The organism is Microbulbifer agarilyticus S89, from assembly GCF_000220505.1.
GTDB lineage: Bacteria > Pseudomonadota > Gammaproteobacteria > Pseudomonadales > Cellvibrionaceae > Microbulbifer > Microbulbifer agarilyticus_B.
Map to the genome: position 1 here is coordinate 1 of NZ_AFPJ01000022.1, position 26,952 is coordinate 26,952.

17 protein-coding genes are annotated in these 26,952 nt (G+C 55.4%); 7 read left to right on the plus strand and 10 right to left on the minus strand.

The window, feature by feature from the left end:
* The first annotated feature begins 926 nt into the window (after positions 1-926).
* From AS89_RS0106240 to AS89_RS0106250, 3 genes are read left to right on the plus strand one after another with little or no spacing between them, the layout of a single operon-like run.
* Positions 927-2,924, plus strand: a complete 1,998-nt coding sequence (locus AS89_RS0106240; RefSeq protein ID WP_010131600.1) for a hypothetical protein — start codon at positions 927-929, stop codon at positions 2,922-2,924.
* The gene (locus AS89_RS17060) at positions 2,921-5,470 is read left to right on the plus strand and encodes an RHS repeat domain-containing protein (RefSeq protein ID WP_158217344.1); all 2,550 of its coding nucleotides are present in this window, start codon (positions 2,921-2,923) and stop codon (positions 5,468-5,470) included. The genes AS89_RS0106240 and AS89_RS17060 overlap by 4 nt, the downstream gene beginning before the upstream one ends.
* Before the next feature lie 29 nt (positions 5,471-5,499).
* Entirely contained in the window at positions 5,500-5,919 is a 420-nt protein-coding gene (locus tag AS89_RS0106250) for a hypothetical protein (protein WP_138976369.1), read from the plus strand.
* Positions 5,920-6,055: 136 nt separating this feature from the next.
* On the opposite strand, the gene trmH is transcribed toward AS89_RS0106250, so the two are convergent.
* From trmH to AS89_RS0106305, 10 genes are all read right to left on the minus strand, one after another.
* The gene (gene trmH, locus AS89_RS0106260) at positions 6,056-6,742 is read right to left on the minus strand and encodes a tRNA (guanosine(18)-2'-O)-methyltransferase TrmH (protein ID WP_010131603.1); all 687 of its coding nucleotides are present in this window, start codon (positions 6,740-6,742) and stop codon (positions 6,056-6,058) included.
* Positions 6,743-6,829: 87 nt separating this feature from the next.
* A complete protein-coding gene (moeA, locus tag AS89_RS0106265; protein ID WP_010131604.1) occupies positions 6,830-8,083 on the minus strand; it encodes a molybdopterin molybdotransferase MoeA in 1,254 nt (417 codons plus the stop codon).
* A gap of 296 nt (positions 8,084-8,379) precedes the next feature.
* Positions 8,380-11,091: a nitrate reductase gene (locus tag AS89_RS0106270; protein WP_010131605.1), complete on the minus strand. Its 2,712-nt coding sequence runs from the start codon at positions 11,089-11,091 to the stop codon at positions 8,380-8,382.
* 19 nt (positions 11,092-11,110) lie between these two features.
* Positions 11,111-11,467: a nitrite reductase small subunit NirD gene (gene nirD, locus AS89_RS0106275; RefSeq protein WP_010131606.1), complete on the minus strand. Its 357-nt coding sequence runs from the start codon at positions 11,465-11,467 to the stop codon at positions 11,111-11,113.
* A gap of 73 nt (positions 11,468-11,540) precedes the next feature.
* A complete protein-coding gene (gene nirB / locus AS89_RS0106280) occupies positions 11,541-14,069 on the minus strand; it encodes a nitrite reductase large subunit NirB (RefSeq protein ID WP_010131608.1) in 2,529 nt (842 codons plus the stop codon).
* 343 nt (positions 14,070-14,412) lie between these two features.
* Positions 14,413-16,152 (minus strand): bifunctional protein-serine/threonine kinase/phosphatase, encoded by a 1,740-nt coding sequence (locus AS89_RS0106285; protein ID WP_029249841.1) that lies wholly within the window; start codon positions 16,150-16,152, stop codon positions 14,413-14,415.
* 209 nt (positions 16,153-16,361) lie between these two features.
* Positions 16,362-17,828 carry a NarK family nitrate/nitrite MFS transporter gene (locus AS89_RS0106290; protein WP_010131610.1) on the minus strand — a complete coding sequence of 489 codons (1,467 nt, stop codon included), beginning with the start codon at positions 17,826-17,828 and terminating at the stop codon, positions 16,362-16,364.
* Positions 17,829-18,240: 412 nt separating this feature from the next.
* Positions 18,241-19,356, minus strand: a complete 1,116-nt coding sequence (locus tag AS89_RS0106295; protein WP_010131611.1) for a CmpA/NrtA family ABC transporter substrate-binding protein — start codon at positions 19,354-19,356, stop codon at positions 18,241-18,243.
* Positions 19,357-19,399: 43 nt separating this feature from the next.
* Complete coding sequence (locus AS89_RS0106300) at positions 19,400-19,990, minus strand: ANTAR domain-containing response regulator (protein WP_010131612.1); 591 nt, start codon at positions 19,988-19,990, stop codon at positions 19,400-19,402.
* Positions 19,991-19,997: 7 nt separating this feature from the next.
* Positions 19,998-21,242, minus strand: coding sequence for a hypothetical protein (locus AS89_RS0106305; protein ID WP_010131613.1), 1,245 nt, complete (start codon positions 21,240-21,242; stop codon positions 19,998-20,000).
* A gap of 424 nt (positions 21,243-21,666) precedes the next feature.
* Between AS89_RS0106305 and mobA the strand changes: the two genes are divergently transcribed.
* From mobA to pntB, 4 genes are all read left to right on the plus strand, one after another.
* A complete protein-coding gene (gene mobA, locus AS89_RS0106315; RefSeq protein WP_081475684.1) occupies positions 21,667-22,272 on the plus strand; it encodes a molybdenum cofactor guanylyltransferase in 606 nt (201 codons plus the stop codon).
* An 89-nt stretch (positions 22,273-22,361) separates the two neighbouring features.
* Positions 22,362-23,249, plus strand: a complete 888-nt coding sequence (modA, locus tag AS89_RS18150) for a molybdate ABC transporter substrate-binding protein (RefSeq protein WP_010131616.1) — start codon at positions 22,362-22,364, stop codon at positions 23,247-23,249.
* Positions 23,250-23,882: 633 nt separating this feature from the next.
* The gene (locus AS89_RS0106325; protein ID WP_010131617.1) at positions 23,883-25,424 is read left to right on the plus strand and encodes a Re/Si-specific NAD(P)(+) transhydrogenase subunit alpha; all 1,542 of its coding nucleotides are present in this window, start codon (positions 23,883-23,885) and stop codon (positions 25,422-25,424) included.
* A gap of 12 nt (positions 25,425-25,436) precedes the next feature.
* Entirely contained in the window at positions 25,437-26,834 is a 1,398-nt protein-coding gene (gene pntB / locus AS89_RS0106330) for a Re/Si-specific NAD(P)(+) transhydrogenase subunit beta (protein WP_010131618.1), read from the plus strand.
* Positions 26,835-26,952 lie beyond the last annotated feature (118 nt).

The following is a 26,952-nucleotide window of genomic DNA, read 5'->3' on the forward strand; positions in this document are numbered from 1 at the left end:
CGAGCGTGTAACGGCAGTGCGTGCAGTGGATATCGTACTGGTAGTGGCCCCTTAAGCGTGACGTTACCGCCTGGAGCACCGTCATCCATAGCCGTACCTTCTGGCAGTACAACTGGGGGATTCACGATTAGCTGGGGTTCGGCCAGTGGTACAGTGACTGCTTATAAGCTCTATGAGGCAACCAATTCGAATTTCACTGGCCAGACCTTGGTTCACAATGGGGCAGCCACAAGCAAGGTATTGTCCGGAAGAGGCAATGGAACCTATTACTACCGAGTGCGAGCGTGCAACGGTAGTGCGTGCGGTGGATACCGGACTGGTGGCGGCTCCTTAAGCGTTACGTTACCGCCAGGTATCCCATCCTCGATAACCGTGCCATCCAATGGTAGTACTGGAACTTACACAGTTAGTTGGGGTGCCTCGAGCGGCGTCGTTACTGCCTATCAGCTTTACGAATCGACAAGCTCAAATTTTTCGGGGCAAACACGCATATACAGTGGTACTGGTAGAAGTAAGGGTGTCTCTGGAAAAGGCGACGGAAACTATTACTACCGTGTACGCGCGTGTAATGGCAGTGCCTGTAGTGGCTATCGCACGGGTGCCAATCCAACATCAGTTGTGTCTCCGCCCTCCGCGCCAGCGTCAATTTCCGGCCCTTCTCAGTCTTATGGTGGCGACTACACGATCTCCTGGGCCTCACCTGCGGGCGCTACCAGCTATGAGTTGTGGGAGAGCAAATACGGCGGTACTTACTTTAAGGTCTATACCGGATCAAACGCCTACAAGGGGTTTCATTCGAAGTCGGGTGGGGAATATAGGTACAAGGCAAAGGCATGTAATTCGGGAGGCTGCAGTGGTTACTCTGGCGTACGCTTGGTTAGGGTTTGTAGCCCGATCTGTTTGGATTGAGGGAAGGTAATATTGTGATGATAAAACCAACGTTTGCGCGTTTGTTCCTCAACGCTAATGCATCGCTGGAACTCCCGCGTGGTACTCTGAAAGAAGAATCTAATGTTGAAGCTTATAGGCACGGCAACTGGAGAAAATATTTATCCAGCCTGGCGCTACTAAGTATGTGTATGTATGCCGTCGCTGAGGGTGAGTTGCCAGAGCAATCTCCGACACCTATGCCTGCCGAAAACTATTCGATAAACCCCGGTGGGGTTGATATGCGCACGGGGCAATTTGTATACCACCGAGAAGACCTGAGTATCGGAGGTGAGTATGGCCTATCACTAGTGCGCCAAAATGGCATTGAATTTGGAATTGTGGGCAAGCCATTTGGAAATCTCTCACATAACTGGGAGGTCTTCATGATACTCCGTGAGCAAGATGCTGAATACACGGCAGACTACACGGTCTCCATAGATGGGCGGTCGTCGGGATTTCGTGGTGGTATCACTAATATGAGGCCCTCGCAGTCATCGCCTGGTGGAAAGGAGGTTCTAGAGGGAAATGGGACGGGAAGCAGTCGTTACTGGGTCTATACGGCGAAGGACGGTACTGAAGTAACATTTCGCCCTGAAGGTAATGAACTCTGTAATAAGAAAACAGCCGTTTTCGAAGGTGGAAGCGGTTCAAAGTGTATGTACGCATCGGAGTTAGTAAAGCCTGACGGTTTGACATATACGTTTTCCTACGACAACCCTACCTCAAGTTCGGGTGATGCGAGGCTACGCAGCGTCACTTCCAACTATGGTTATGCACTTTTACTTGAATATGAAGGGAGTAGCGAGAAAATCGATAAAGCGTGTTTGTTAAATTTAGCCACGCACATATTTCCCAATAACAATGTTTGCCCAAGTGGCGCACTTACTTCGACGTATAATTACAGCGGTAACGGATTCCTGAGTAGTGCCACAAATGCACTCGGGCATACGTACACCTATCAAAGCACTTACACAGATTATTCTGAATCCTATGAGGTGCGCCATTATTTACCGGGTCAATCTCAGCCATATCTCACCAATGAATACGGTGCGATGGTTTTGGGAACCGCTAATCATGCGGTAGACCGGCAGGTATTCTCTGATGGGCGCGTCTACGAGTACACGTGGATTGTCCATGACCATGGTGACGACTTGACTTTCGAGCGTGCCGGTGGAAGGTATTCTCTGAACTCCGGGCCTGAAGTGAGCGTATTTTTTCAGTTGCTCGACCGCCCGGGTCCATTTCGAGAAACCGGAAAAACAGTTTCCCCGGGGCCGTCTACGATAGTCGATGAACTCGGTAGAACACATACCGCGAACTACTGTATTCCGAATGATGGCGCTCAAGGCGGTGGCTGTATTATTGTTCCTGCGAGGTACTGGAACTATTCCGATGGTAGATCTCTGCAGCTTAAGTACGATCCTGCTCATCGGAATATTATTGAGCGCCGGTGGACATCCCGGTCAGGGGCAGAACCCGATTTGGTAACAGGCTCGACGTTCGGTAGTTGCCTCACCCCTCTGCTTTGTAGCAAGCCTATCCAAACGGTTGACGGTCGCGGTAACGCGACAGATTTTACGTATAACACAGTCCACGGATTGCTGACCTCTACCCTTGAACCGGCCGATAACGACGGGATACGACCGCTAACCTGGCGCCAGTATGCGCAGAAACGCGCGTGGATTAAGCTCGCTTCGGGAGGATATCAGCAGGTCGCGGAACCAGTTTGGGTGCTTGCGTCCGAGCACCGCTGTATCACTACACAGGGATCCTTCAATACCAGTACTGGAGTAGGGAGTTGTGCGGGAGGTGCCGCAGACGAGGTGGTGACTAGATATGAATATGGCAATTCAAATGAAGCAAATAACCTTAACGTAACGGGTGTTATTGTCAGCTCTGGTGGTGAAAGCCTGAGAACCTGCTACGAATACGATGATTACGGTCGGCAGATTGGCGAGACGAGTCCACGGGCCGGATTGGGAGCATGCCCATGAATAAATTCACACCGTCGCTATGGGTTGTCGCTCTGCATAGCCTGTTTCTAATGAATACTACTCTGGCTGAGCAAGTCGGGGCACCGTTCAAATCAGCGCAACGTTTCGACGCTATGGGGCAACTGATGGGCGAAATCCTGCCAGACCCGGATGGTGACGGGCCACTCGGATTTCCTGCTACCCGCTATACCTACGACAGCGCTGGCCGCCAAACAAAAGTTGAACAGGGCGAGCTGACTGCCTGGAAAGGTGACTCGATACCTCCCTCGAATTGGGGGGCTGCATTTCAGGTTGGGGTCGCCCGCCAATATCAGTATGACGACTTTGGGCGTGTGTTACTCGAAAAAGTTATCGCTGATGGCGAAACCGAATCTTTGGTGCAAACCAGCTACGACGCCGATGGTCGACGCGAATGTAAAGCAACACGCATGAATCCCGCAAGCTTTGCATCGCCGCCAGCGGACGCGTGCGCGAAAGGCGCGAGCGGTGCTTTCGGCGCAGATCGGATTGAGAAATTTACTCACGATGCGCGGGGGCAATTGCTCAAGATCCAAAAGGCTTATGGTACTTCCTTACAGCAAGACTACGCGACTTACAGTTATACCGTCTCAGGCCAAATCGAATCGGTCACCGACGCCAATGGTAACCTGGCAGAGTATGTGTACGACGGCCACGATAGGCGTTTACGCTGGTATTTTCCATCCAAGACGTCCACTGGGCAGGCCAGCAACGCGGACTATGAAGCGTACACGTATGACGGCAACAGTAACCGCACCTCGTTGCGCAAACGCGACGGGCAGATCATTAGCTACACCTATGACAAACTTAACCGCGTAACCCTGAAGAACCTGCCAGGTACCGCCAGTGACGTCTACTATGGCTACGACCTTAGAGGCCTGCAGCAGTACGCCCGCTTCGGTTCAACCAGCGGCCAAGGCATTACTACAACCTATAACGGCTTAGGCCGGGCGGAGAGTGCAACCACGACCATGGGTGCTGTCTCCCGCACACTCGCATACGAGTATGACCTCAACGGCAACCGCACCCGTATCACCCACCCGGACGGGATTTTCTTCAGCTATGTATACGACAACCTGGATCGCAACATTGCCATACAGCAATCCACCAGCACCTCGCTGTTGTCACTAGAGTATGACCCCCAGGGGCGGCGTACTGAACTCCTGCGCCCTAATGGTTCCTATACCTTCTACGACTACGATGGCCTATCCCGCCTGAATGGCTTCAATCACGATGTACTGGGAACCGGTGATGATGTCGATTACATCTTCGACTACAACCCCGCCAGCCAGATCGTCAGCCGTACTATCAGTAACAGTGATTTCGAGTACACTGCTAGCACCGCCGATACAAAACTCTATACCTCGAATGGACTAAATCAATATAGCAGTGTTGACGGTATTACTTACAGCTATGACACGAACGGCAATCTCACATCCGATGGTGTCACTTCCTACAGTTACGACATTGAAAACCGTCTCACGAGCGTCTCAGGCGAAACTAATGCCACTCTCAAATATGACCCCCAAGGACGCCTCTACGAAGTGAGTAGTGGTAGTAACACTACGCATTTTCTTTACGATGGTGATGCGCTCATAGCGGAATACAATACCTCCGGAACAATCACTAACCGCTACGTGCACGGCGACCGGGTTGACGAACCGCTAGTGTGGTACCAGGGCTCAGAGACATCCCCAAGCGAGCGCCACTTCCTTTACGCAGATCATCAGGGTTCCGTAAACAGTATCACGGACAATACTGGCAACCTGGTCTCAGTGAACAGCTACGATAGCTACGGTAATGGTGGTATGCAAAATGTCGGGCGGTTCCGCTATACCGGGCAGGCCTGGATGCCTGAGCTCGAGTTGTACTACTACAAGGCGAGGATTTACTCTCCGGAAATCGGACGTTTCTTACAAACTGATCCTGTGGGTTACAAGGATCAGATGAATTTATATGCTTATGTCGGTAATGATCCCATGAACATGGTCGACCCTACCGGGATGTACGGGAAAGGAAACGGCTGGTCGGATGAGGCTTGGGAAAAGTTCGACGCAGCTCAGAAGAAAGCCGCGTCGGCTATGAGTGAGACAGCTAGTAAGCTTCGAAGCGAAGCTGGGGGGTTGGGAGACGGTGAGGTTAATGGTGATGGATATTCTGCTAGTGACCTAAACTCCATGGCTGACTCATTGGACGCAGGTGCAAAGGCTTTAAACGACGACGGGTCCGGTGGCTATGTCGCGCATGCAGGAAAAACTACTGGAGGTCGTTTTGCTGAGGCGGTGGTTGGCGGAAAAACGATGACGATTGATACTAATCACTCCCGGTTTGGTGATGGAACGAACGCAACAGCGTGGGCGGCAGGTCATGAGTCATTGCATAGCGCTGGACTGGATGATCAAAAATTTGTCGGAAATATAGCATATCGTTTTAGTCGTAATTTTGCAGAAAAAAGAGCATTTCAAAAATTATCTAAAGAAAAAAGAGTTGTAAATCCTGATCATGTGATGAGTACAGTATGGCCGTAAATTTCAATTTTTAATCTCGGTGCACTATTATGAGGCTTGCTATTGTTTTTGTTTCTGGATTCTTTTTTAGTTTTTCAGTATTTGGCAGTACATGTATCAGTGATGGAAAAGCTACAAAGAAGCTTAGTGAGAAATATTTGAATGAAATATTATTTTCAGTTGATTCCTCCAGTGATGAAATCGATGTTGTTTTTGAGCTTCCATCTAAAATCAATGAATCGAATTTGTCAGATGTGTTTATTGTTAAGCTGGCTTCGAATGTCGATAATAAGCTGAAGTTTTTATTTCCTTTAAAAGCTCGGGTGGAGGATGAAACAGCTCACGTTTGGTATATGCTGTCTAAAACTATGTCTGACTACAATTTTATTCAGTTTTCCTACGGGGAAGAGTGTGGTGTATTGATCGAGTATGAAGTGAATTATGAAGGTCAAGAGCTAAAGCTTAAGTAGCAAATTCTCCTTGAGTATGAGGTACGAATGGAGAAGCTCTTCGTACTCTTTCGAATATTTTAGCTGTGTAGGGTGTTTAAATTTCTGGTCCTGGGCAGGTCTGCGGATGCTTTGCTTCATCGATCCGCTTTTGTTGTTATTTATTTGGCTGTCGGTATTTCAGGTCTTTCGGTGGAATGATATCGCCGTCTTCATCCAGCTCCGGAAATGGCAAGTTGTGCTTCTCGCAGTACTTCACCATTTTCGGGTGCATCCAGCGGAACAGAATATCTTTGATGGCCGGATCTTCTTCATCCAGCACCTTGTCGTCATACATACCGGCCTTTTGCCGCTGATGCATTGCCTCTTGCAGAATGATCGCAGCGGCCACGCTCACGTTATAGCTTTCGACCATACCAATAATCGGAATGGTGACATGGTCGTCGGCATGCTCTGCGGCGTAATCGCTCAGGCCGTGCTTTTCGGCTCCCATGATCAGTGCAAAGGGTTTGGTGTAGTCGGCTGCGCGAAAGTCGATGGCGCGATCGGACCAGTGGGCGGCGTAGAGGTGCATGCCGCGATTTTTGAGTTCGACCATGCCGGATTCGATATCGGGGTAGACGGCGTTGCCGGTGAAGCGGCCGCTGCCACCGGCGGTGTTGTGATACAGCAGGTGCCCGTAGCTGGGTTGCACCATATGGATTTCGGGGATGCCGACAGCGTCGGCGGTGCGCAGCATGGCGGAGATGTTCTGGCCCTTGTGCACCTGGTCGGTGAGCAGGGTCATGTCATGCTGGCGCTGGCGGAGCACCTGTTTAAATTTCTCGTAGCGGCTGCGGCTCATGGTACTTCTGGTTGTAGGCTTATGAATAGTAGGCTTGTTTCAGACAGAGTGCGTTTGGCCGCGGAGTATAGCACTGGCGCCGCGGGTCTATTTTAGCGGCGCGTTGAAAGGTTCTATGGTGACCCAGTCGCCGGTCTCACAATCACCACCTTCACGGGGTAGCACCACGAAGCAGTTGGCGGCGGCGAAGCCCGAGAGAATGTGGCTGCCCTGAATGCCCCGGGTTTCCACCACCTGAATACCGTCGCTGTCGCAATAGGTAAAGCCGCGTTGGTAGTCGGTGCGGCCGGGGCGTTTGCGGATGTTGTTCAGTAGGCGTGCGCGCGTTTGCAGCGGTGGATGACGGTGTTCTGTCGAAGTGCCACGCAGTTTTTCCAGTGCGGGCACCACCAGCTGATCCAGCGTGACAATTGCGGAAACCGGGTTGCCGGGTAGGCCGAAGAACAGTGTTTCACCTTCATCCTTTGGCAGGCGACCGAAGGCGAAGGGTTTGCCCGGTTTGATGGCGAGTTTCCAGAAGCCGATTTCGCCGAGCTCCTGCAATACAGTTTTAGTGAAGTCGGCTTCGCCCACGGATACGCCGCCGCTGGTGATTACGAAGTCGGCGTTGTCGCGGGCCTCGATAAATGCCTCGCGGATTTTTTCCGGCTGGTCCGGCCAGCAGCCGAGGTCGAGAATGTCGACACCCAGTTGTTCCAGAGCGACGTGCAGGGCAATGCGGTTGCTATCGTAAATGTCGCCGTCACCGAGTTCAGATACCGGGGTGCCGATGGGCTTGAGTTCATCGCCGATGGAAAGTAGGGCGGCTTTCAGTTTGCGGTGCACGGTGATTTCCGCCACGCCGGCGCCTGCGAGCAGGGCGATGTGTGGGACTTTAATTTTTACGCCTACCGGAACAAGGCTTTGGCCGGTGTGGACATCTTCACCCCGGCGGCGAATATTTTCGCCGGGCCTGGCGGGGCGGCTCATGGTGAGTTGGTCGGCTTCGATGCTGCAATTTTCCTGCATCTGCACGCGGTCGGCGCCGGTAGGTACCGCTGCACCGGTGGTGATGCGGGTGGCCTGGCCGGGTTCGAGTGTGCCGTCGAAGGGGTGCCCTGCGAGGCTTTTGCCGATCAAGGTATAACTCTGATGGTCTCCGCACAGGGCGTAGCCGTCCATGGCGGAGTTGTCGCACGGGGGCAAGTCTAGCGCTGCCAGTACCGGTTCGGCCAGCACCCGGCCACATGCCTGGGCGAGGGGGATTGTCTCTGTCGCGGTAATGGGCTGGATGCTATCGATCAGCATCTGTTTGGCGGTTTCTACGGAACGCAGACCATTTTGTGCACAGACATCGGACATGAAGCTCGCCTTTTCTTTTTCGACTTGAGTTGCAAGATAGCTTTCTAAGGGCTGTTGGTTCAAGTGTTGGGGAATTCGAGTATTGGTGGCGTGGGCTGGTTGTCTGGGGTAGGTGGTACTTACTTGGCTGGTTGTGTGGCGGCAAAGCACCGGGTATGGGGTTTCAGGACCGCTGTGGACCCATCCCTGGGCGCTGCGGCGCAAACTTCCTGTTTGCGACGCTCCTGAAACCCCATACCCGGCGCTTTGCCTTCGCATTGAGTTGGTAGCTTGTCGATGATTTCGGAGAAACCAGTCTAGCCGACTGCAACTGCGAGGTTGGTATTGAGTAGTGCGGAGATCTCCGGCTTACAGGAGCCGCAATTGGTGCCGCAGCCCAGTAGCTCACCGAGTTCGTCCACCGAGGCGGCGCCTTCTGCGATAGCTGTTTCGATTTCTTTGCGGGAGACCTGCAGGCAGGTGCATACCATCTGGGCACCGGCAGGCACGTCGTGCAGAAGTTTTGCGGGTGCGTCGGGTAGTGGCTCCAGCAGCGCACTCTCGAGTGTCTTGCGGTCTGGCAGCGAGTGCCATTCGGCGCTGGTGAATACCAGGAATTCCATTTGCTCGCTGTGCAGTAGCCAGCGTTCACCGCTGGGTAACTGCAGCTGTTTGCGATTGAGTTGTTTGTCATTGAGCTTAAACAGTTTGTCGGCGAGCGCTTGCCAGTCCGGCTGTTTTTTCAGTGCCAGTTCGAAGCGGTAGCCGCCTTCAACCGGTACCCGGTACCAGTGGAGAATGGTTTCAAACAGTTTGGCTTCGCCAATTTGCAGGCGGCTGTGCAGTTCTTCTGCAGCTTCGGTGCGCAATAGCAGGCATGCATAGCTGTGTGCGGTGAGCGGCTCTATATTGACCGCGACCTGTTTTAATTCCGGCTGGCCCGAGAAGGGGTCGGTAAAGGGAATGGCCAGGGCGCTGACAGTGGCGTTGTGGGCTAGGCTGTCGCTCCAGTGAATGGGCGCGAACAGTTGGCCGGGTTTCTGGCTGGGGGTGACTCTGGCGCGGCCGAAGAACTGGCCTTTTTCGCTTTCCACACGCACCAGCTGTTCATCCTGGATACCAAATTTTTCTGCTTCCTGCGGATGCACATGCAGCTCCGGGGCCTCGCTGTGGTCCAGCAGCTGGCGTGCACGGCCGGTGCGGGTCATGGTGTGCCACTGGTCGCGCAAACGGCCGCTATTTAATACCAGTGGGTATTCGTCGCGGGTTTCCTGCTTTGGGCTCTGTGGTTGTACGGCGACAAAACGGGCGCGGCCAGAGGGGGTGTAGAAGTCGCCATCGCTAAACAGGCGCGCGGTACCCTGTGGGTTATCTGCGTTTACTGGCCACTGTACCGGGGTGAAGAAGTCGTATTCGTGGTCGCTGATATTGGCAAGCGCGGAGATATCAAACGCGCGGCGGGCCTGTTCGCGGTTGTTTTCAAAACCAGAAAGCGCGGCGTGTTCGCGGAAAATGTCGGCGGGCGACTGGAAGTCGAAGGCTTCACCGAAGCCCAGGCGTTTTGCTACATCACAGATAATTTCCCAATCGTGGCGGGCTTCGCCGGGTTTGGGGAGGAAGCCTTTCTGGCGAGACACGCGGCGTTCGGAGTTGGTAACGGTACCGGTTTTCTCGCCCCAGGTTGTCGCGGGCAGGAGTAGGTCGGCACAGCGTGCGGTGTCGGTATCGCCAACACAGTCGGACACGATGACGGTGGGGCAGTTTTCCAGCGCATTCGCGACGCGGCGTGCGTCCGGCATGCTCACCGCCGGGTTGGTGGCCATAATCCAGACCGCTTTGATCTGACCACTTTCAACTGCATTAAACAGCTCAACCGCTTTCAGCCCTGGCCCCTGGGCCATGTTACTGGCCTGCCAGAAGCGACCGACGCGGTCGATATTTTCTTCGTTGAAGTCCATGTGTGCGGCGAGCATATTCGCCAGCCCGCCCACTTCACGCCCGCCCATGGCATTGGGTTGGCCGGTGATGGAGAAGGGGCCGCAGCCCGGCTTGCCAATACGGCCAGTGGCCAGGTGGCAATTGATAATGGTGTTGTTCTTGTCGGTACCGGTGCTGGACTGGTTGACACCCTGCGAATAAAAGCTGATGGCTTTTTCGTTGGTGCGGAACAGCTCGTAGAATTCGAGGAGTTGCTCCAGTTCGACGCTGCAGTGGTCTGCGACCTTTTCCGGGGTCCACTCCGCGGCGGCGTACAGGGTGTCGGTAAAGTTTTCGGTGTGGTTGTCGATAAACGCCTGATCAAGCGCGCCTAACTCGGTGAGGTAATGCAGCAGTCCGTTAAACAGGGCTGCATCGCTACCCGGGGAAATGGCCAGGTGCAGGTCTGCCATTTCGCTGGTGGCGCTGCCGCGTGGGTCGACGACCACAAGCTTGGCGTTACTCGCCTGCATACGTTGGAACAGGATCGGGTGGGTCCAGGCGGCGTTGGAACCGATCAGTACCACGAGTTCCGCTTCGTCGAGATCTTCGTAGTTACAGGGTACTGCGTCTGCGCCCAGTGAGCGCTTGTAGGCGGCAACTGCAGAAGACATGCACAGGCGCGAATTGGTATCGACGTTGGCGGTGCCCACATAACCCTTCATCAGTTTGTTGGCAACGTAGTAGTCTTCGGTCAGCAGCTGGCCAGACAGGTAGAAGGCCACCGAGTCCGGGCCATGCGCATCGATCGTCTCGCGCAGTTTCGATGCGGCGAAATCCAGTGCGGTTTCCCAGTCGCACTCTTCGCCATGCAGTTGTGGCTTTAACAGGCGCCCGTGGTTACCCAGTGTATCCGCAAGGGAAGAACCCTTTACACAGAGTTTGCCCTTGTTGGCTGGGTGCTGCTCGTCCCCCCGAATTCGGATTACATCTTCTGCACCACCTTGGTTGCCAGGAGTGCTTTCCCTGGTTGCGGCGACCCCACATCCCACGCCGCAATAGGGGCAGGTGGTACAGGATCTATGGGCGCTAAACAGCTCTGTTAATGCCATCTTCGACTGCTTATTTTTTTTATTGATCGATCTGGATCAGTACGTCATCGCCATCGAAAGCGACGGGGTAAACTGCGAGTTGGATTTCTTCCTCTTCCAGGCACTGGCCATCGGTCAGTCGATAGTGCTGTTTGTACAGCGGTGATGCCACGGTGACTTGGCCATCGATTTCCGCAACTAGGCCGCGGCCGATAACCCCTGCTTTGGCGATAGGATCCCAGTTGTCGATCGCGAACAACTGGGGTTCCTGTTCGGGTAAAAAAAACAGGGCAATCTGTTGATCGCCCACAAGAGCGCACACTCCGGAATTGGCTACAAGATCTGATCGCTTGCAGACTTGCAGCCACTCGGTGCGGGTTATGGCAACTTCGCTCATTTCGGTTCTCCACAATGGTATGGAAAGAATAGGGTTATGAAATCTTCAACGCTGTTTGCTAATGGGAGCCGGCTTACGCTGGCTCTGCGATCTTGACGATCTCTTCTTCGGTAGCTGGACGACGCTGCTGGCGCTCTTCCACGAATACGATCTTTTCGTCTTTCTCGTCGGTGTTAACGAACTGGCGGAAGCGCTTGAGCATTTCCGGGTCGTTGATCGCGGTCTTCCATTCACACTGGTAGGTGCCAACCACGTTGGTCATCTGCCGCTCCAGCTCGTCGCAGATACCCAGCTTGTCCTCGATCACAACTTCGCGTAGGTAATCGAGGCCGCCTTCCAGGTTTTCCAGCCATACAGAGGTACGCTGCAGCTTGTCGGCAGTGCGCACGTAGAACATCAGCACGCGGTCGATGTACTTGATCAGGGTGACGTCATCCAGATCGGTCGCGAACAGGTCGGCGTGGCGCGGGCGCATACCGCCGTTACCACATACATACAGGTTCCAGCCGTTTTCGGTAGCGATCACACCGATGTCTTTGCTCTGTGCTTCCGCACACTCGCGCGTACAGCCAGATACCGCCATTTTGATTTTGTGCGGAGAGCGCAATCCCTTGTAGCGGTTCTCAACAGTGAGGGCCATGCCCACGCTGTCCTGAACACCAAAGCGACACCAGGTGCTGCCCACGCAGGACTTCACGGTACGCAGTGACTTGCCGTAGGCGTGACCGGTTTCGAAGCCCGCGTCGGTCAGTTCGCGCCAGATCTCTGGCAGCTCTTCCAGGCGTGCGCCAAACAGGTCGATACGCTGGCCGCCGGTGATCTTGGTATAGAGGTCGTATTTCTTCGCCACTTCCCCGAGTACGATCAGCTTGTCCGGGGTGATTTCGCCACCGGCAATACGCGGAACAACGGAGTAGGTGCCGTTCTTCTGCATGTTGGCCATAAACGTATCGTTGGTGTCCTGCAGGCCAACGTGTGGCTTCTCGTGAATGTGTTCATTCCACAGGGAGGCGAAAATTGAGGCTGCAGTGGGCTTACAGATCTCACAGCCTTTACCGGTACCGTGTTTTTCCAGCAGCTCGTCAAAGGTTTTGATTTCTTCCACTTGCACCATGTGGAAGATTTCCTGGCGGGTATAGGGGAAGTGCGCACACAGGTCGTTATTGACCTCGACACCCAGCGCGGCGAGTTCGGTATCCACAACGTTCTTCAGCAGGGCGGCACAGCCACCACAGCCAGTCGCCGCTTTGGTGCAGTCTTTCACTTCACCCACGGAGCAGCAGCCACCCTGAACGGCGCCGACGATGTCGCCTTTACTGACGTTGTGGCAGGAGCAGATGGTTGCGGTGTCCGGCAGGGCATCGGCGCCCAGAGTTGGTGCGGCGCCATCCAGCGCTGGCAGGATCAGCTGTTCGGGATGCTCCGGCAGATCCATGTCATTCAAATGGTATTGCAGCAGGGTGTCGTAGTCGCCGGTGTCACCGACCAGTACTGCACCGCGCAGCTTCTTCCCTTCACTGTCGGTGATCATGCGCTTGTACACGCCGGTCTGTTCATCGACAAAGGTGATGGCTGCAGAGCCCTCTTTGCGGCCGTGGGCATCACCGATGGAACCTACTTCTACACCCAGCAGCTTCAGCTTGGTGCTCATGTCGGCTCCGTTGAATTCCGCGGCTTCACCACACAATAGGGAAACCGCGGTGCGCGCCATGGTATAGCCCGGCGCTACCAGACCGAAGATGAAGTTATTGAACAGGGCACATTCGCCGATGGCGAAAATGCTCTTGTCAGAGGTGCGGCAGGTGTTGTCGATCACGATACCGCCGCGTTCGCCCAGCTCGATACCGGCGGACTTGGCCAGGCTGTCTTCAGGGCGGATACCCGCAGAGAAAACAATCAGGTCGGTATCGAGGGATTTCTCGCCCTTGAAGCGCATACGCAGGCGACCACCGTCCACTTCTTCGATCAGTTCGGTCGCGGTACTGGTATGGACGGTAACGCCCAGCTCTTCGATTTTTTCACGCAGCAGGTTGGAGCCGCCTTCATCCAGCTGTACGGACATCAATCCGGGAGCGAATTCCACCACGTGGGCTTCGAGGCCCAGCTGCTTGAGGGCATTGGCCGCTTCCAGGCCCAGCAGGCCACCACCTACAACAACACCAACCTTGCCGTCGCTAGCGGCCGCCTGGATCTTGTCGAGATCTTCCAGGGTACGGTAAACAAAGCACTTGCTGTGTTCGTGGCCGGGAATCGGCGGTACAAACGGATAGGAGCCGGTGGCGAGTACCAGGTGATCATAAGATTCAGCGGCGCCGCTGGCAGAAGTGACGATTTTGTTTTCGCGGTCGATGCTTACTGCGGCGTCGTTTAGGCGCAGGTCGTAGCCCCACTCACGATACTGTTCGACCTTGCCCATGGCCAGGTCGTCGGCGGTACGGCCGCCAAAGTATTCGGAGAGATGCACGCGGTCGTAGGCGGGACGGGGCTCGGCACAAAATACCAGTACGTCGAACAATTCCCGTTCGGGGCGGTTCGCCAGTTGTTCCAGAAAGTGGTGGCCCACCATGCCGTTACCGATGACGACGATTTTTTGCTTAACCATAATCTCTGCCGTGATTTACCAGGTTGTACCCGGAGTCTTACCGAGTATTGGTACCTGACGCTTTTGGCAGAAAAGTGGGAGGCCACAGATGCAGGGGGATGCTAAGGCTGCACGGGCTTACCCTCTTCTGTCGAAGAGTGTCAGGCGCCGTTGCCTTGCTAAAAGAATTTCAGATTGTGACTAAATGCATTCAATCTCTGTGCCAACTTGTATTGACCGCTGATGGCGTGGGGAAACCGCAAAGTCGTTGTGGCTAATGTGGGATTCGAGATACGCAGGCACTCAGTTTGATGCTGCAAATTGGTGCGATGAGATGGTGTGCGCCCCAGTTTGGAACGCAGGGTTAAACGAAATACAACAAATGGGAAAGTAGCGCGAGAACTGCGACGGTCTGCCAGAACAATAGGGGATTGCGCTGGATCAGCGGTGGCTTCTCCGTGGTGTCGAACTTTTTATTCGGTGTGCTCAGATCGTGCACGAGCTCCGATAGCGCGGGATAGCGGTTTTTAGGATCTGGTGCGCAGGCCTTGCGCAGGGCGCCATCAATCCATTCCGGAATATCTTCCCGGTATTGCCGCGCGCTGATATAGCGCAGGCTCGCGTAAGTCTTCAATTGGTAGTGACTGCTGCCAAAGCGCTCCTTATACGGATAGTGCCCGGTCAGCATCTCGTAGGCGATAACACCGAGGGAGAAGATATCCGAGCGATGGCTGGCCGCATCCTTGAAGAAATACTCCGGGGCACAGTAGTTTTTACTGCCGGGCGGTGCGCTGTCCTGATAACGCAGCAGTTCCTGCAGGCCTGCTGCATTGGCTCCCCCCAGGTCAATCAGCTTCAGGCGCCCGCTGGTGTCCACCATGATGTTTTCGGGCTTTAGGTCTCCATGCACGATATCCAGGCGTTGCAAGCGCCTCAGAGCGCTAACCAGTTGTTGCACCAGATTGCGTACCTGATCCAGTGGTGGCTCCGGATTGAGCTGCATCCACTGGCGCAAGTTTTGCCCGTCTACATATTCCATCACGTGGTAGAGAAACTGACGTTCCTTGCGCGGTGGGAATATTTTGACGATGCCCGGATGATCCAGGCGGCGCCCCGTCCACTCTTCGGCGATGAAGCGTTCGATATATGCGGGATCATCACAGAAGTTCTCGGAGGGTGCCTTCAGTGCGCACAACTGTTCCGGCTCGCCATTTTTCCCTGACTCCATATCCCTGACGAGATACAGGTAGCTGCGGCTACTTGCATGAAGCTCCTGCAATACCTCGTAACCATCAATCTTGTTGCCGGGTTGCAGTGGCGGTGGGAAGGGCAGCTGGCTGGTGGCCACCATCACATCATCGGCCTGTACGCTGTCCACCACATTCACACGACACAACGCCAGGCTCAGATTGTCTTTACTGCCATTGTCCAGCGCTGCTGTGGTCAACGCCTGCGCCGCATCCAGCTGGTGCTCGGCGAGCAATTCGGTGAACTGGCTTCTCGGCAAAAAATCGTGGATACCATCGGTGGTGACGCAGAACAGGTCGCCCGCCTCCAGCGGCTCGCGGCGATAGTCCACCTCGATATGCGCGTCCATACCTAGCGCGCGACTTAAAAAGGTGCGCTCCGGGCCGAGTGCGCGACTGTGATCGCGGGTCAGGCACTCAAGATCGCCATCCCGCAATCGATAAATCCGCGAGTCACCAATATGAATCAGGTGCGCGGTAGAGCCTTTCAGAATCACTGCCGAAAAGGTCGTCAGCCAGCCCCGCTGCACCTCATCGGCACCGCCACTCTGTCGATACAGCCAGCTGTTTAGCGCATGCAGCACCCGCGCACTGGCTTGTTTTACCGACCAGGAATCCGGCGTGCTGTAATAATCGGAAATAAACCCGCTGATTGCCGCCCGTGCCGCTGCACCACCTGCCTCGGCACTACCAACCCCGTCGGCGATCGCCACCATCGAGCCGCGATAACGCAGGTCGCTGCCGGTAGCCCGATAAGCGGCGACAGCATCATCATTGTACTCACGCAGCCCACACTCGCTCGCAGTGGCGAACTCCAGGTTTTCGGAGTTAGAGGCCTTCAGTTCCGAGTCTGACACGGTGGTGGTTTCGCAGGTGTGGTTCAAAATATGCCGTCTAGCGGTTGAAAGGTAGTCGTTAAGCCGGGTGCTACCAAGCCTTTGCTGGACTGTCGAAAAGAGGGACCTTTTCGACAAGCCCCCATGGATGGGTTCACGGCGTGTCCAGCAAAGGCTTGGTAGTGCCCGGCGCCCGAAAAGGTATTCGAAGCGCCGTAAATGTTGGGAGGTCAGGCAACGTCAATCAGTGAAACGCTACCATCTGGCATAACCTCAGCCATCTGACCTTCCGGCTCTGCAAGGAACAGCAAAGTAACAAAGCCAAGCACCGCGGTACCAGCAATCACCAGGAAGAAGGTCTGGTACGAAACCATGCTCAGTACCGTCAGGTAGAACACCGCACCTACGTTGCCGTAAGCACCGGTCATACCCGCGATCTGGCCTGTCAGGCGACGCTTGATCAGCGGTACCACTGCAAACACCGCACCTTCACCGGACTGAACGAAGAAAGAACATGCCATCGCCGCCGCTACCGCCAGATACAGCGGCCATTCCGCATCGATCATACTCATGGTCAGGTAACCAACCGCCAGGCCCGCAGTCAAAATCAACAGCGTGCTCTTGCGACCAAAGCGGTCACTGATCAGACCGCCGGCAGGACGAGACATCAGGTTCATAAAGGCATAGGCGGAAGCCAGCAGGCCAGCTTTTACCGGATCCAGGGTAAAGGTTTCGGAGAAGAACAGCGGCAGCATGGACACAACCGCGAGCTCGGAGCCGAAGGTCGCGAAATACAGAATATTCAGCACCGCAACCTGCTTGAACTGATAGCGATGGATCGGCTCCGGCAGTTTCACGAAGATTTCCTTGTTGATGTCGTAGCACTTCTTCGCATCAAACAGGTACAGCGCGGTAAGTGCCACGTAAATCACCACCGCGACAGACTGCGCCAGCATGCCCACACCAGCGGGGGACAGCTTCCAGGTCAGCAGTGCCAGTGCCGCGTACATGGGGACTTTCATGATCAGCAACAGTACGAAATCGGCGGGGCTGGAAACTTCCATGCCACCGATTTTTTTCGGCTTGAAGTAGGTGCCACCCTTGGGGGTGTCGGTCACGGAGCGGTAGTAGATCACACTGTAAACCAGGGCGATCGCACCGGTGAGGCCGATGGCATAGCGCCAGCCATCGTCACCACCGAACAGTAGGGCGATGGTGGGCAGGGTCATTGCGCCCGCCGCAGAACCGAAATTACCCCAGCCGCCATAAATACCTTCCGCGGTGCCCAGCTGCTTGGCCGGGAACCACTCGGAAACCATGCGAATACCAACTACGAAGCCCGCGCCAATAAAGCCCAGCAGGAAGCGGCCAATCGCCGCCGCGGTAAAACTGTCGGCCAGAGCGAAAATAAAGCAGGGGATACTACCGATGGCCAGCAGCAGTGAATACGTCAGGCGAGGACCATATTTGTCCGTCAACATACCGATAATCACGCGCGCGGGAATGGTCAGTGCCACGTTCAGAATCAGCAGGGTTTTTACCTGTTCCGAAGTCAGCGACAGGCTGTCGGCAATTGCCATCAATAGTGGTGCATGGTTGAACCAGGCAAAGAAGGTAATAAAGAAGGCAATCCAGGTGAGGTGCAGTACCCGGGTTTTTCCCGTAAAGGAAAATAGGTTTAAGGAGTCACTGGACATAATGTTATCCCGTTAGTTCGTGTTCTGAATCTGTCGACTTGCTCGGCAAGGTTCCAAACGGCGGGCATAAAAAAAGCCCACGGGGCACCCTGGCTGCCGCCGGTGGACTTCGTTGTCCTACTAATAACTATGCAATAGCTATTCAATAACTGTGCCATGGTTGTGCGTACATCGGATCGCGGGCTGAAACTGGTGCGCTTTATTGCAAAATAATGGCGCACGCGAGGCGCAACCGTTTCCGATAACGCGTGCTAATGCCTTAGCGCCAGTCAACTATGCGCGGTTGAGGGGCGCAGCTAGATATCGTGTGCGCCCCGTTTTGGTGTGCTTTGGTTGAGGTGGTGCACAATTGTGCACCGAGGGTGGGCGTCTGCGGCGGATACTTACGGGTTCATTCCGTCTCAACAGGCTTTTATTGTGCCTGTGATTTGAGTGTATGGGACTTGAGCGTGTTGGAATGGGGAGTATACCGCTCACGCAGCCGCAGGTAGTCGAGGGTTTGCTGGTAGAGGTCGGAGTGAAAGCGCTCTGCGGTGTCCGTATCTACCGGGGCAATGTTGTTACACAGGGTAAGTAGCTCGCGTGCTTTTTGCAGGGAGGGGCGCCCGTGATCTGTCTGCGGATGGGCGAACAGATGCCAGCCGGTATTCTGCTCCGCGGTCGCGCCCTGTTTACGATACAGTTGATCGTCCAGGGAGGCTGCCACCGCGGCATCGGGCAAGTCGAGATACTCTGGGCGCGCCAGAATGCCCGCTGCATCGCGACGGTTGGTGCGGTCGCTCAGCCATCCACAGGCCTCCAATAGCGCGGCGCGCAACGCCATATGGGATGCCGGATTTGCTGCGTGCCAGCTACGGGTAACCGCGAGTACTTTTTCAGGCATTGCAGGCATCAGGGCGTTGTTTGGCGTCGCGATGACCCCAATACCTTCCTGCGCAGCAAACGTATTCCAGGGTTCACCTACGCAGAAACCATCAATATCCCCGCGGCGCAGGTGGTCCACCATTTGCTCCGGCGGCAATACCTGCAGGCGCACGTCGGTGTCAGGGTTAATCCCGGCGCTGCTTAACCAGTGGCGTAGCTGCAGTGTGTGGCTGGCAAACGGATACACGCTGGCAAACCTGAGTGGTGCGGCATCCACTGTTTGACGGTCAATAAATTGCTTCAGCGCGCTACCGACGCCATCCGCATCGTCAGATTGTGGATTCAGTTTATTGTAGAGGTCGCTGGACAGGGTAATCCCGTTGCCATTGCAGCTCAGGATCAGGCCGCTGAGCAATTCTTCTTCACAGTGCGGCAAGGTTTGATTGAGCGTGAGTGGCATGGGCGCAAGCATCGCGGCTGCATCCGCAGCGCCGCCGATTAACTTGTCCCGCAATGTGGCCCATGAAGTTTCCCGCTGCAGTGTGACTTGCAGCCCATGCTGCTCGAATAGCCCGAGCTCATGGGCGATGATCAGGGGGGCGCTATCTGTCAGGCGCAGATAGAGCAGTTTGAGTTTTGGTTTTTCGACTTGCAGGCTGCTCACGGTATTACTCTCGGCAATCTTTAAAATTCTGGGTCAAATCGCGCTATCTGGCCGGTGTCTGCAGATGCGAGATGATTTGTTCTGCGACATTGCGCATGGTGGAGTTGCTGTTCATCGCCAGGGTACGCAGAGTCTGGTGTGCGGCCTGCTCGCTGATATTTTTGCGCGCCATCAACAACCCCTTGGCGCGCTCAATAATTTTGCGTTCGTCCAGCTGTTGCTGGGTGCGTTCCAGGGATTGCCGCAGTTGTTGATAACTGCGGAACTGTGCCATGGCGATTTCAATCGCTGGCGCGACACGCTCCGCAGACAGGCCTTCTGCCATATAGGCGCTGACCCCGGCGTCCACCGCGCTACTGATGAAGTCTGCGCCGCCGCGGGCAGAGAACATGGCTACTGGCGTCGGGTTGTGCTGGTTGATCACGGAGAGACTTTCAAGAATATCCCGGTCGGGGGATTCGATATCGATCAACACGATATCGGGGCGGTGCTTTTCCACCTGGAACAGAAGGCCTTCGGCACTGGAGAGCTGCGCCAGCAGGTTGTATCCGGCAGCGGTGAGCTGCCCGGACACCATGGCCGCGCGCTCGGTCTGGTCATCGACCAGTAAAATGCTGATGGGGGTGCTTGTCATCGCTTTATCAAAACTTCAACTCGAACTGCAGCCAGAATTTGTCCGTATCGGTGCTGAAGGTGTCAGCATCGTAGGTGGCGTATTTGGCGAGCAGGCCAATATTTTTTGTTATGGCATAGGTCGCTACTAGGTCGAGCTCGTTACCGTACTCGCGACTGAAGCGGTCGCTATAGAATTTATGTAATGTTGCTGCAAACTTAATGCCAGAAATAACCACTGAGCCGCCAGCGTAGTAGTCGCGGATCCCGTCCACGGGGGTGGTCAAGAACTTGTCCGCGTAACCCTGGAACTTGTGCAGCGTGGCCAGAGGGGTTTGAAATGCCCACTGGTTATCGCCTGTGAGCCACTCGGTGCCGACAAAACCCGCAAACTTGTATTTCTGTTCTGGCTTGGTGCCGAATTCAGCGTTGTAGTACTCCGCCCGGTAATCGTAGGGGTTGCGGCCGGTATCGCTCTGGGTGGCGGCGCGCAGATGCCAGCGGAAGGTTTCACAGTCCGCGCTCCACTTGAAGCCGGCGGTGACACTCGCCAACTGGTCAAATTCGTGGAAATCGAGGCTGTAAAAGAAACCGCTGAGGGTATGGTTCGGGCGGACCTTGTAGTTGAGTCGCAGTGCGTTTACTGGCCCGCCTATATCGCCGTCGGCCCCATCGGGACCGAAAATCCGGTTGACGTTCCAGGAGTAGAAGTAGTCGCCCGTGAAGCGGTCGTCGAATGCCCACTCCGCACGTAACGCATCGTACGTTTGTTCATTTTGGCGCCATGCGACGCCACCGATAAAACGCTGGTCGTCGAAATTGATGCGCTGCCGGCCCAGGGTGAGCAGGTTCTTGTTGTGCTTGTAACTCAGCTGGACGCGGTTTACCTCACTGTACTCCGGGTCGGCAATGACCGGGTACTGGGTGCGTCCGTTTTCGGTGTTGTTGAATTTTTCGCTACTGAGATAGGTGACATTGTCCCCTTCCAACAAGAACTCCCAGCCATCCCAGCGGGCGCTGGTCCAGGTTGCGCGGCTGCGCAGGGTGCCCGCCGTTGCATGCTTGGGAAAGGAAACTTCGCGCACATGTTCGTAGCGCGGGCGAAAATTGAGGTCGAAGGTACTGTTGCGAATCATCTCTCCCGGCATTTGCGCGATGTTTTCTTCCGCACCCGTCGCATTGGATGCAGCAAACAGCAGCGCAGCCCCGAGAATTGCGGTAGAGAGCGGAAGGTTTGTGGCGGTCGTCTGGCCTGCACGTGGGCTGGCAAACATGGATATCTCCCTGGATATTCGCGCGCAATAGAAAAGGCCCGGCGGCACGGATTGTGCGGCCGGGCCTCAATGCCACTGGCATAAGGACAATCAAAACTCGTACCAATGGCTGCAAATTTAGTAGAGCGTGTGCCTTGTATGGGGGATTGCATGGAGATTCCTCGTCTTCTGGCGTCCGATTGCGCCCTGAGAGTGCAGAGAAGGGGTGCCGAGGGTGATTTGGTTCAGCTTGGTGCGCAACTGGGTGTTCTGTGCGGCAATGTGGTGCAATGCTCGAGGCAGACCGGGGAGGCCCTTTTGGGCTACATTTTCCAAAGATGAAGTATGCGAAGCTAAAAGGTAGTGATTTTGTTGTATGGTTTCGTCTCGTCTCGATCGTGGCACGCCGGCGCCACGGGGTTCACATGTCAGGATGCAGTAATAAATGACATCGCCATCAGGTCATCAATCAATGCCACGCACGCGGGTGTGCCCGGTTGTGCTCGCGGGTGGACTGTCTAGTCGCATGGGGCGCGACAAGGCGCTGCTAAAATTATCCAATGGGCGTACGTTGCTTGAGCAGGCCAAGCATCAGCTTGAACAGATCGAGCCGCCTGCAGGCATGGAGATGATGGCGCCGCTGGTGAGTGGGCGTCGCCCCGGTGGCATTCCAGACCGGGTAGAGGCCGCGGGTCCGCTCGGCGGGCTCCAGGCCATTGATCAGCACTTGCGCCAGTGGGACCTTGGCTGTGATGCGCTCTTGGTGGTACCGGTGGATATGCCTCTGCTATCGCCTGGCCTGCTGGAACAGCTGTGTGCAGCTGGGCAGACCGTAGAGCAAGCGGTGTGTTTTGGCGACTACTTCCTGCCGTGCTGGCTTCCGCTTGGCGCGCGCAGTCGCAAGTACCTGGATGCGGCGGCTGCAGGCAATGCGATTGCTTCTGTCCGCGCCCTGTTCGGTTTTATCGGCTGTGTGCAACTGCCTGCCCCGGAAGGCGACTGGCATGTGAACCTGAACCGGCCGGAGGACTACAGCCAACTGCTGGGGTAGAGCAAGGCAAGGATAGACGCCATTTGCAGGCGGGTGACTGCCAGTTTGTGGGTCGTGGGGTGGATTCGAATTGAGGTATTTATATTCGAATGTTGTTACAGAACACGCGCTTCTCTCTCACCGGCAAACGCCTGCGGAGCCTGTTTACGGCCATCTTTGTTACCGCAGCCGCAGTTGCCCTGTCCAGTTGCGGCGAGCGCACCCCGCAGGTGCTGCGAATAGCGGTAGATGCCAGCTTCCAACCCGCGCTGGAGGCTTTGCGACCATCTTTTGAGCGGCATTGCCGCTGCCGCCTAGAGGTCACAGCGGGTGCTAGCGGTCTGCTATACAGCCAGATCCGCGCTGACGGTGTGGAGCACCCCTTCGACCTGTTTCTCTCCGCCGATATGGCGCGCCCGGTTTTGCTGGAGAAGGCTGGCCTTATCGTGCCTGCCAGTCGCCAAACCTATGCGCGTGGACAGTTGGCGGTATGGGCCAGCACGAAGATCTCCACCAACAAATCTTCCGGGTTCTCTACCCTTGCTACGCTCGCGACACATAACGCAGCCGGCGCCACCCTTACCCCTCGACAGCTGATCCTGTTGCTGGGCCGCGGTAAACATAAACTGGTGGTGGCGGATCCCCAGCTCGCGCCCGATGGCGATGCGGCGGTCAAGATGCTGAAGAAGTTGCGGCTGTGGCCGCGGGTAAAGAATCGAGTGGTCTACGCGGGGCATTCGGGGCACGCGCAGATCATGTTGCATCAGGGGGAGGGCGACCTGGGATTGATTCCCTACGGCCAGGCTCTGGCATCTGGGCGCAGTGCCCAATTCATGCGAATCCCTCATCAATTCCACCCGCCGCTGGAACAGCAGCTGGTGATCTTGCGGAGCACCCGCAAGCGGAACCTGGCAATCCGTTTCCTGCAATATGTGCGTTCTGACCCGGTACAGGCGCAATTACTCCCGCTAGGTTTTTTACCTGCTAAAACCCGGTAAAGCGCCATATAAAATATCGTTGCAGGAGAAATCGATTTATCCGGGGCACGTAATATCCGACACCGATCCTCCTGCAGATATTGGTTTTATCTGATACCTATTCCAAAGCCGCATCGATTTAATATCAAAGGGTTATTCTTTAACGAAACGGTTTGGAATAGTTAATTAAATAATCCTTTATATGAGCCGTCGTCAGTCTCTTAGTGCTTTTTTGTGCCAACTTTTTCATTTGCCATCTTGCATGCGCAAAAGTGCTTATTGTCATGATATATATGTTTTTGGGGTGTTTTTTCGTTTCGCATGTAACTGAAACTGCTATTTTTCACACAAATTTCGATATCTTTAATAAATTTCCTCAAAACGAGTAATAAGAATCCTCTATTTCCGTCGTCGAAATTTATTTTCTTTAATGCAGCGACTTACCGAAAAGGTTTTAATTTCCTTGGAAACTATTTTTTCCGGGGCGGGCCTGTCTTTGCCTTTTAATTTGTTGTCTCGGGGTTACCCGAATAAAAGGCGGTACTGGCGGAATTAAATTCGGCGGTAATTTTTTGTCCTGCACAGGACAGCCCAAATCTCTGTTTTGAGTCTTGGGTATATAACAACGACAAATTTTTAACGGGAGCACAAACGGTGATTATTGCCATACCAAAGGAGACCGCGCCTGGAGAGTCGCGGGTTGCGGCAACGCCAGCCAGCGTGAAGCGATTGCAGTCGCTGGGCTTTGACGTTGCCATTGAGCAGGGTGCCGGAGAGGGAGCCAACTTCCCCGACGCAGAATATGAACAGGCCGGGGCCAAGTTGTGTGCCAGCGCGCGCGACTGTCTGGGCCAGGCCGATATTGTACTGAAAGTACAACAGCCGAATGACGCCGAGCTGGACCTGATCCCCAGCGGAGCCACCCTGGTAGCGTTCCTGAAGCCAGCGCAAAACGAAGCGCTGCTCAAGAAACTGGCAGACAAGAACATCAACGCACTGGCGGTGGAGTCTATTCCGCGTATTTCCCGCGCGCAGAAAATGGATGCCTTGAGCTCCATGGCCAACATTGCCGGTTATCGCGCGGTGATTGAAGCGGCCCATGAGTTCGGCCGCTTCTTTACCGGCCAGATTACCGCTGCGGGTAAAATCCCGCCCGCCAAGGTATTGGTGATCGGCGCCGGTGTTGCGGGCCTGTCCGCCATCGGTACCGCCAAGAGTATGGGGGCCATCGTGCGCGCCTTCGATACCCGCCCGGAAGTTCGCGAGCAGGTCGAGTCCATGGGTGCCGAGTTCCTCACCGTCGAAATCGAAGAAGACGGTTCCGGCACTGGCGGTTACGCCAAGCAAATGTCGAAAGAATTTATCGACGCGGAAATGGCCCTGTTCCGCGAACAGGCCAAGGAAGTGGATATCGTTATCACTACCGCGCTGATCCCCGGCAAGCCGGCACCGAAGCTGTGGCTGGCGGACATGGTCGACACCATGGCCGATGGTTCCGTGGTCGTCGACCTGGCTGCGGAGATGGGCGGTAACTGTGATTTCACCGAAGCCGACAAGAAGGTTGTGAAGAGTGGTGTAACCATTCTTGGTTACACCAACCTGGCCAGTCGCGCAGCCACCCAGTCCTCGACGCTGTATGCGACTAACCTGTGTCACCTGTTGACCGATATGACGCCGGAGAAGAATGGCGCGATCGAGATCAACTTCGAAGACGAAGCCATTCGCGGTGCCACCGTGGTGAAAGAGGGTGAAATTACCTGGCCACCCCCCGCGCCAAAAATTTCTGCCGCGCCCCAGCAAAAGCAGCCGGAGCCGCAGATCGAAGTGGAGCCGAAGCCGGAGAAGAAGTCGTCACCCCTGTCTCTGGTGGCCTTCTGGGCTGTTGCCGGTGGCTTGCTGCTGGCACTGGGTAAGTCTGCCCCGGCGGACTTCGTGGCCCACTTTACCGTGTTTGTTCTGGCCATCTTTATCGGCTGGCAGGTGATCTGGAATGTATCCCATGCCCTGCACACCCCGCTGATGAGTGTGACCAACGCCATCTCGGGCATTGTGATTATCGGTGCCCTGTTGCAGGTGGGGGCTACAGGTTCCTTCCTGGTAACCGTAATGGCGTTTGTGGCGGTACTGGTTGCCAGTATCAACATCTTCGGTGGTTTCTTCGTAACCCACCGTATGCTGAAAATGTTCCGTCGATAAGGAGAGGCTGACATGAGTAGCGTAATTTCAATGGCATACCTCTTCTCCGCGGTGATGTTTATCCTGAGCCTCGGTGGATTGTCTGCGCACGAGACCGCAAGGCGCGGTAACTACTACGGCATGGTGGGCATGGCCGTGGCCATCATTGCGACCATCGCCGGTATCACTTCCGGCGCCTACCTGCCGGTGGCCATTGCCATGGGCGTGGGAGCGGTGATTGGGATCCACCTAGCGCGCAAGGTCGAGATGGCCGCGATGCCCCAGCTGGTGGCATTACTGCACAGCTTTGTCGGCCTGGCCGCGGTATTGATTGGCTGGGGCGGCTACCTGGACCCGCGTATCAATCTGGAAGGTGCTGCACACATTGTGCATAACTCCGAGATCTATATCGGTGTGTTTATCGGTGCCATTACCCTGACCGGCTCCATCGTTGCCTTCGGCAAATTGCAGGGGCTGATTTCCGGTAAGCCCCTGATGTTGCCGGCTCGCCACTGGTTGAACCTGATCGCCCTGGTGTTCTGCGTGGTGCTGGGTGCTCAGTTCATCCCCGCGGACGTGAGCAATGCCACCATCATCAACCTGCTGGTGATGACAGGTATCGCGCTGTTGCTGGGTATCCACCTGATCGCCGCCATCGGCGGTGCGGATATGCCGGTGGTGATTTCCATGCTGAACAGTTATTCCGGTTGGGCCGCTGCGGCGACCGGCTTTATGTTGAGCAACGACCTGCTGATTGTTATCGGTGCCCTGGTTGGCTCCTCTGGTGCCATCCTCAGTTACATCATGTGTCGCGGCATGAACCGTTCCTTTGTCAGCGTGATTCTGGGCGGCTTCGGTTCCGATGGTGAAGTGGCCGGTGGTGACAGTGAAGTCGAAGGTGAGGCGGTCGCGACCACCCACGATGAGTTGGCGGATGACCTGAAAGCAGCCAAGAACATCGTTATCGTTCCCGGCTTTGGTATGGCGGTAGCCCACGCGCAGCAGGCGGTAAGTGACCTGACCGACAAGCTGCGCAAAGCGGGTAAAACCGTGCGTTTCGGCATCCATCCGGTGGCGGGCCGTTTGCCCGGACACATGAACGTACTGCTGGCGGAAGCCAATGTGCCCTACGACATCGTGCTGGAAATGGAAGAAATCAACGATGACTTCCCGGAAACCGACCTGGTGCTGGTCATCGGCGCGAACGACACGGTGAACCCCGATGCCGTGGAAAAACCCGGTTCGCCCATCGCTGGCATGCCGGTGCTGGAAGTGTGGAAGGCTGGAAAAGTTGTTGTACTGAAACGTTCCATGGCGTCCGGCTACGCCGGTGTGGCCAACCCGCTGTTCTACAAAGACAACTCGCGCATGCTGTTTGGCGACGCGAAGGAAAGTCTGCAGAGCGTGCTGGGCAAGATGAATCCGGCCTGATTACTCTGACCTGATTACTTAGACCTGACTCGCTCAAAAAACGGCCCCCGCAAGGTGGGCCGTTTTTTTTGCCTGAATGTTGACGACGGTCACAATGCGCCGGGGTTTTACCGGGGTG